The organism is Stygiolobus sp. RP850M (genome assembly GCF_037389295.1).
GTDB lineage: Archaea > Thermoproteota > Thermoprotei_A > Sulfolobales > Sulfolobaceae > Stygiolobus.
In genome coordinates, this window is the sequence record NZ_JBBHKU010000064.1 from 1 (window position 1) to 5,229 (window position 5,229).

At 40.3% G+C, this 5,229-nt stretch carries 5 protein-coding genes, 1 tRNA gene and 1 pseudogene; 2 read left to right on the top strand and 5 right to left on the bottom strand.

Features of this window, described 5'->3' with window-relative positions:
* The coding region (locus WIW52_RS08380; protein WP_337709852.1) for an IS200/IS605 family accessory protein TnpB-related protein at positions 1–544 on the top strand (544 nt) is incomplete at its 5' end.
* A 135-nt stretch (positions 545–679) separates the two neighbouring features.
* On the opposite strand, the gene WIW52_RS08385 is transcribed toward WIW52_RS08380, so the two are convergent.
* On the bottom strand, positions 680–1,846 hold the full coding sequence (locus WIW52_RS08385) for an MFS transporter (protein WP_337709853.1): 1,167 nt from the start codon (positions 1,844–1,846) through the stop codon (positions 680–682).
* 318 nt (positions 1,847–2,164) lie between these two features.
* Here WIW52_RS08385 and WIW52_RS08390 point away from each other — a divergent pair, with 318 nt between their 5' ends.
* Positions 2,165–3,148, top strand: coding sequence for an ArsR/SmtB family transcription factor (locus WIW52_RS08390; protein ID WP_337709854.1), 984 nt, complete (start codon positions 2,165–2,167; stop codon positions 3,146–3,148).
* Between the two features lie 252 nt (positions 3,149–3,400).
* Here WIW52_RS08390 and WIW52_RS08395 read toward each other — a convergent pair.
* The 4 genes and pseudogenes from WIW52_RS08395 to WIW52_RS08410 form a co-directional block, all read right to left on the bottom strand.
* Positions 3,401–3,501: transfer RNA gene (locus WIW52_RS08395), tRNA-Leu, on the bottom strand.
* A 66-nt stretch (positions 3,502–3,567) separates the two neighbouring features.
* Complete coding sequence (locus WIW52_RS08400; protein WP_314125244.1) at positions 3,568–4,347, bottom strand: hypothetical protein; 780 nt, start codon at positions 4,345–4,347, stop codon at positions 3,568–3,570.
* A gap of 159 nt (positions 4,348–4,506) precedes the next feature.
* Positions 4,507–4,647 carry a hypothetical protein gene (locus tag WIW52_RS08405; protein ID WP_337709857.1) on the bottom strand — a complete coding sequence of 47 codons (141 nt, stop codon included), beginning with the start codon at positions 4,645–4,647 and terminating at the stop codon, positions 4,507–4,509.
* Between the two features lie 37 nt (positions 4,648–4,684).
* A pseudogene (locus WIW52_RS08410) lies at positions 4,685–5,229 on the bottom strand (IS200/IS605 family accessory protein TnpB-related protein); the annotation flags it as partial.

Consider the following 5,229-nt stretch of genomic DNA (forward strand, 5'->3'; position numbering starts at 1 on the left):
TAAGAGAGTCGTGGAATTAGCTAGGGATTTAAGGGCTAAGGTTATTGTTGGTAAGTTTTCCTCAAGGTCTAAGGAGAAGATGGAGGTCAATAAAAATGATAAGCTTAGGCATAGGATTCATCAGTGGAGTGTTGTTAAATTTGTGGAGATGTTGAAAACTCAAGCGATAGACGTTGATGAGGTTTCTGAGTCCTACACTTCCTCTATCAACCCGTTTAACGGTGAGAAGTTGAAGAAGAGGAAACAAATAGTTGAGAGAGTTATAAAGGTTTTTAACCCCTACCTGATGACGGGCACTGCTCACGAGGGTGGGGGGATTAAGGTTTTCAAGGTGAACGCTAGGTACTTGGAGGGTAGTGAAGTTCTTTTGGAGAGGGATTCTATTGCTCCTCTTAACTTGGTAAGAAAGGTGGATGGGAGGGTAGTGGCGTTTCCCTCGACTAGCCCCAATGAGTTAAGGGTGACTGTGTATGATCCCTTAAGAGGGGTGCCCGTGGCGGAATTAAAAGTAATTAAAAGTAAGGAAAAGTTACGCCACGGGTAAACACTATTAACAAAGGGAAGATCAGGAAAGTACCGTCGTTCATGAAGTGAGCTAATGAAGTTATGGCAAGTGCCCTGAAATCGTTGGGTTCCATAAAAATAGTTCGAATTCGAACAATTTAAGTGTATCTAAATATCATTCGCTCCTAACCTTACTCAACAAGCTGTAATAAATATAACCGCCAGCTATCTGCAAGACCCCTCCTACTATCTCGGGTAGAGGTAACCAAATATCCATCAGAATACCGCTTGCACCGCTACTCAACTGAGCTACACGTGTTGAAACGCCTTGAATGCTAGTCGCAGCACCGTAGTCCTCCGCTGAGATTCCCCTAACGTTTATTGCAGTTCTATTTGGCGCCCCTATTCCAGCGTTAAAACCCCTTACAGCATAAAACACAGCTGCCATGATAAAAAAAGGTGATAAAGCCATTGCTATGAGGAATACGCCGTTTAGTAACCTCGTTATTGAGGCTACAAATAACGTGTTTCCCCTTACTTTTGAAGCTAGGGCGGAACCCAAAGAGGTCAGTAAATACGAGATCGTGAAAACCAGACCGATCTGGGATTCCGTAACATGGTAAGCCAACTTAAACCATAGGGGAAGCAAGGGGACGGCTAACCCTATCCCAGCCCCGGTTACCGTGTTTGACGCTATGACCCGTAAGATGTAAGAGAAGCTCTTCTTTCCCATGATCTTTGTGGTCTTTTTGGGTCTTTTGGCCTCCTTAACTATGGCAATACTTATTACTGAAATCGCCATTAATACTGCAGCTACAGCGAAGAGCGTTCTGTACTCTTCTACCGCCGGTTTATGGATGAGGGGTTGGAGGGAGAGCAATAAACTACCTATGACGCTCGCACTACTCGCACCAGAACTTAAGTAACCGAGTTTTTTAACCCTTTCTTTTTCGTCCCTCCAGTTTGAAGCTACTAATGCGGATATCCCGGGGGACCAGAGACCTCTTAGACCACCGCTAGCCCCTCCGCCTATACCGGTAATGATCAAGAGTGGTATGACGAGGTTTATGTTGGAGGTAAAGCTAAGTGCGGTTATGCCGAATAAGGGGAGCATGTCACCTATTATTAACGACTTTTTATACCCGTATCTGTCCCCTAATAAGCCTAAACCCGGTGAGAGAAGGGAATAGAAAGCGATCACTCCAAACACTATTAATCCGACGTTGATTACGGAAAGCCCGAGTAATGAAAGGTAGAGAGGAATAGAAAGACTGACGTAGGCTAGTGCAATACTCCTAGCGACCCTTGATATGAAGAGAAATAAAAAAGATCTATCGACCATGCTTTATCGAGTCTATTCGGGACTAAAAAGTTTAATTTAGAACGAATTTGTGTATAGGGCTGTCACTGAAGGTTTATGAGAGAAGAGTATATTATCCTAAAACTGAGGAATAAACTATCACATCAGTAATATTTAAAAACCCTTTTAAGTCTCTATTATTTACGATATTTTCTTTATTATTTTTTTTGTTTATTTTTACCTTTATATTTCACATACGTTTTTGATAAGTTGCTTAATGAGGGAGTAAAAATCTCTTTACTATTTGAATAAATTGAAATTTACTAATGGATTTATAAATCATGTGACATATTAATTAATATGGAGTCACAAAACGGAGACATATTCGATGCAATATCTCATGAAATCAGGAGAAAAATAATCCAACTGTTAGCTGAAAAACCAAAGACTTTTTCCGAGTTACAAAAGGATTTAGGGTTAGACAGTCCGGCACTGGCTTTTCACATTAGAAAACTTAACGGTCTCATATCTAAAAACGACCAGGGGTATTATGAGTTAACACCCTTAGGGGTTAAGGCTTTAAACATGATCAGGCAAATACATAATGAAGCCCCCACACAAGCTAACAATAATGAGGAAGATGAAGAGGAAAAAGGTGCATTTTTGCTTATTCCTGGACTTTCTAGTTTGTTTAAGAGTATACAATCAATAGCTGAATTACCTTCTAAACTAGACGAAATTTTCGCAAAGGGTTTCGGCTGGCATAAAATGTTCGAAGTATATAACGGTCCTCTATCTGTAAAGCCTGACTTAACTGTGAGTATTAATGGAGGTAAGGTCACTATATATCAAGGTGACCCACACGCCGTAATCAAATGTGTAGACGAAGACGGATTTCACACGAAAGATATAGGAAACGAATTAAGGATAGAGATCGATGGATGTTACGCAGTGATACATTATCCGTCATTGAACTCATTGAAAGGAGAAGTTAATGGAGGAGCTATTACGCTAAAGAACTCGATTGCAAATGTCTCGATTGAGATAGACGGAGGAGCTTTTCGTGCAGACGTGGAAAACGTAGTAAACTCTAAAATCCAAATAAATGGAGGAGTTGCTAACTCTAAATTACGTTATGCCGGAGAAGGTACCTTATATGCTGAGGTAGACGGAGGGACGATAAATCTGGATTTAGAAATACCTTCTAACATAGGAATAATTTTCAATAAGAACGTAAACGGCGGATTAGTGAAAGGGGGCAAAAACATGGTTAAGGAGAAGAATGTGATCGCTAACATAGAAGTTGACGGGGGAATTGTATCTGTTAATACTAGAGTATACTAATAGATTATGGTAACACTGATACTGTAAGAACAGATGAGTAATTAAGAGAGATGTGAAGCGATTATCTATAGAAGATATAGACAATACAATAGATAGTGTAGCAATAATAGGCAAAAACACAGTATTAAGGTTAAATAAACGTGAAGCAAAGAGGTTACTAAAAAATACTAAACGATCCTCCAACAAACAAAGTTAACATAAATTGCAGCTATCTAACAAGAATAGGTCTAGTTAAAATTAATCTTGTAATAATGCGGGGGGTGGGACTTGAACCCACGCAGGCCTACGCCATCGGGGTTCTCACTTATGGGGTCCTGAGCCCGACCCCTTTGACCTTGCTCGGGCACCCCCGCACATCACATATTATACGTTTATGGTAAATAAAGTTTTAACAAGTCCCAAAGCTCTTTACCTTAAACTTACCTCTTGGTCTCACTTTTTATTTCCCAGTTTCTATTAAATCTACACTTCAACACTCTATTCAGATCCCTCAAGTTGACCGTAAGGAGAGCTACAGAGCCTAAAGGTAGGATATAATAGACCAGTATATAATAAGTCGGGGAAGCAAGAATCGGTAGAACTGAAAATACAGCCCCTATTCCAGCAGCAATAGTGACTATTATCAAAGTAGGTAAGGAGAGGCAACAAGATGTCCCAGAAATTATTCCAACTGTAGGTAAGACTACAAGTGTTATACTTTTCTTCTTAGCCTTTACAGCTTTCCATAACTCCAATACTCTTTCAACGTTGGCTCCTAGTAGTAAGGAGAGGATTAAACCTAAAAAGATCGTATAAGGAATAGCATCAGATACGAAACCGTAAAGGTAAAAAGTGAAGCCTATAGCCTCAGTCTCGTACTCGACAAAGTAGGGAAGAGGAGGAGGAACAGCTGCTCCGAAATAAACAGTCACATAGGGCAAATATTCTACACCGCCAAATAATGCTTCGTAAAAGGCTCCGTAAATAAGTACATGAAATGTCATATAAATGGATGCAGAAATCCAATAGGCCCTGCCTTTTTTAATCTCTCCCCACACCATATTGAAGAACCTCTTAGGTATCATAAGCCAAACTGCTGACCAGAACGTTATAGCTGATAGCATACCACCTATTCTCACGTAGTGAAAAGCTAAGAGATAAAACACGAAGGAAGATACTAGAAGGATTATGATAATACTTAGCCTTGTTGCAAGATTCATAAAAAATATATATCTTCGTACAATTTAAACTGATTAGTACTAGTTGACGACGAAACCAGTAAAAAACCGATTGAAACGTTAAATTTTAAGGTTAACTTCTTATTATTCGTTAGTTGGCAATCAGATCTTCATATAAAGGTAGAAGAAGAATCCCCCATCTCAATAGCTTTGATAAGAGGGAAATATTTCGTTTAGCGGAAGGGCTATTACCCAGCCGTAACTATTCGCTAAGAACATTGTATTTCCGGCGATCACTGGGTTTACTATTCCGAACCTTCCTCCTACGTGATAAGTTGCCAATATATGTCCACTATGCGGGTTTAATACATAAATGTGTTTACCCGTGGCGTAACTTTTCCTTAGTTTTAATTACTTCTAATTCCACCACGGGCATCCCTCTTAAGGGATCATACACAGTCACCCTATAACTCATTGGGGCTAGTCGAGGGAAACACCAATACCCTCCCATCCACCTTCCTTGCCAAGTTAAGAGGAGCAATAGAATCCCTCTCCAAAAGAACTCCACCGCTTTCCAAGTACCTAGCATTCACCTTCAGTACTTTTACACCCCCACCCTCGTGAGCAGTGCCCGTCATCAGGTAGAGGTTAAAAACTTTGATAACCTTCTCCACTGCTTGCTTACCCTTCCTCAACTTCTCACCGTTAAACGGGTTGATAGAGGAAGTATATGACTCAGAAATCTCCACGACGTCTATCGGCTGAGCTTTTAACATCTCCACAAATTTAATAACACTCCACTGGTGAATCCTATGCCTAAGCTTAGCAGTCTTGTTACTCTCCATCTTATCCTTAGACCTTGAGGAGAACTTACCTACTACGACTTTAGCACTTAAACTCCTAGCAAGCTCTGTTATCCTTTTT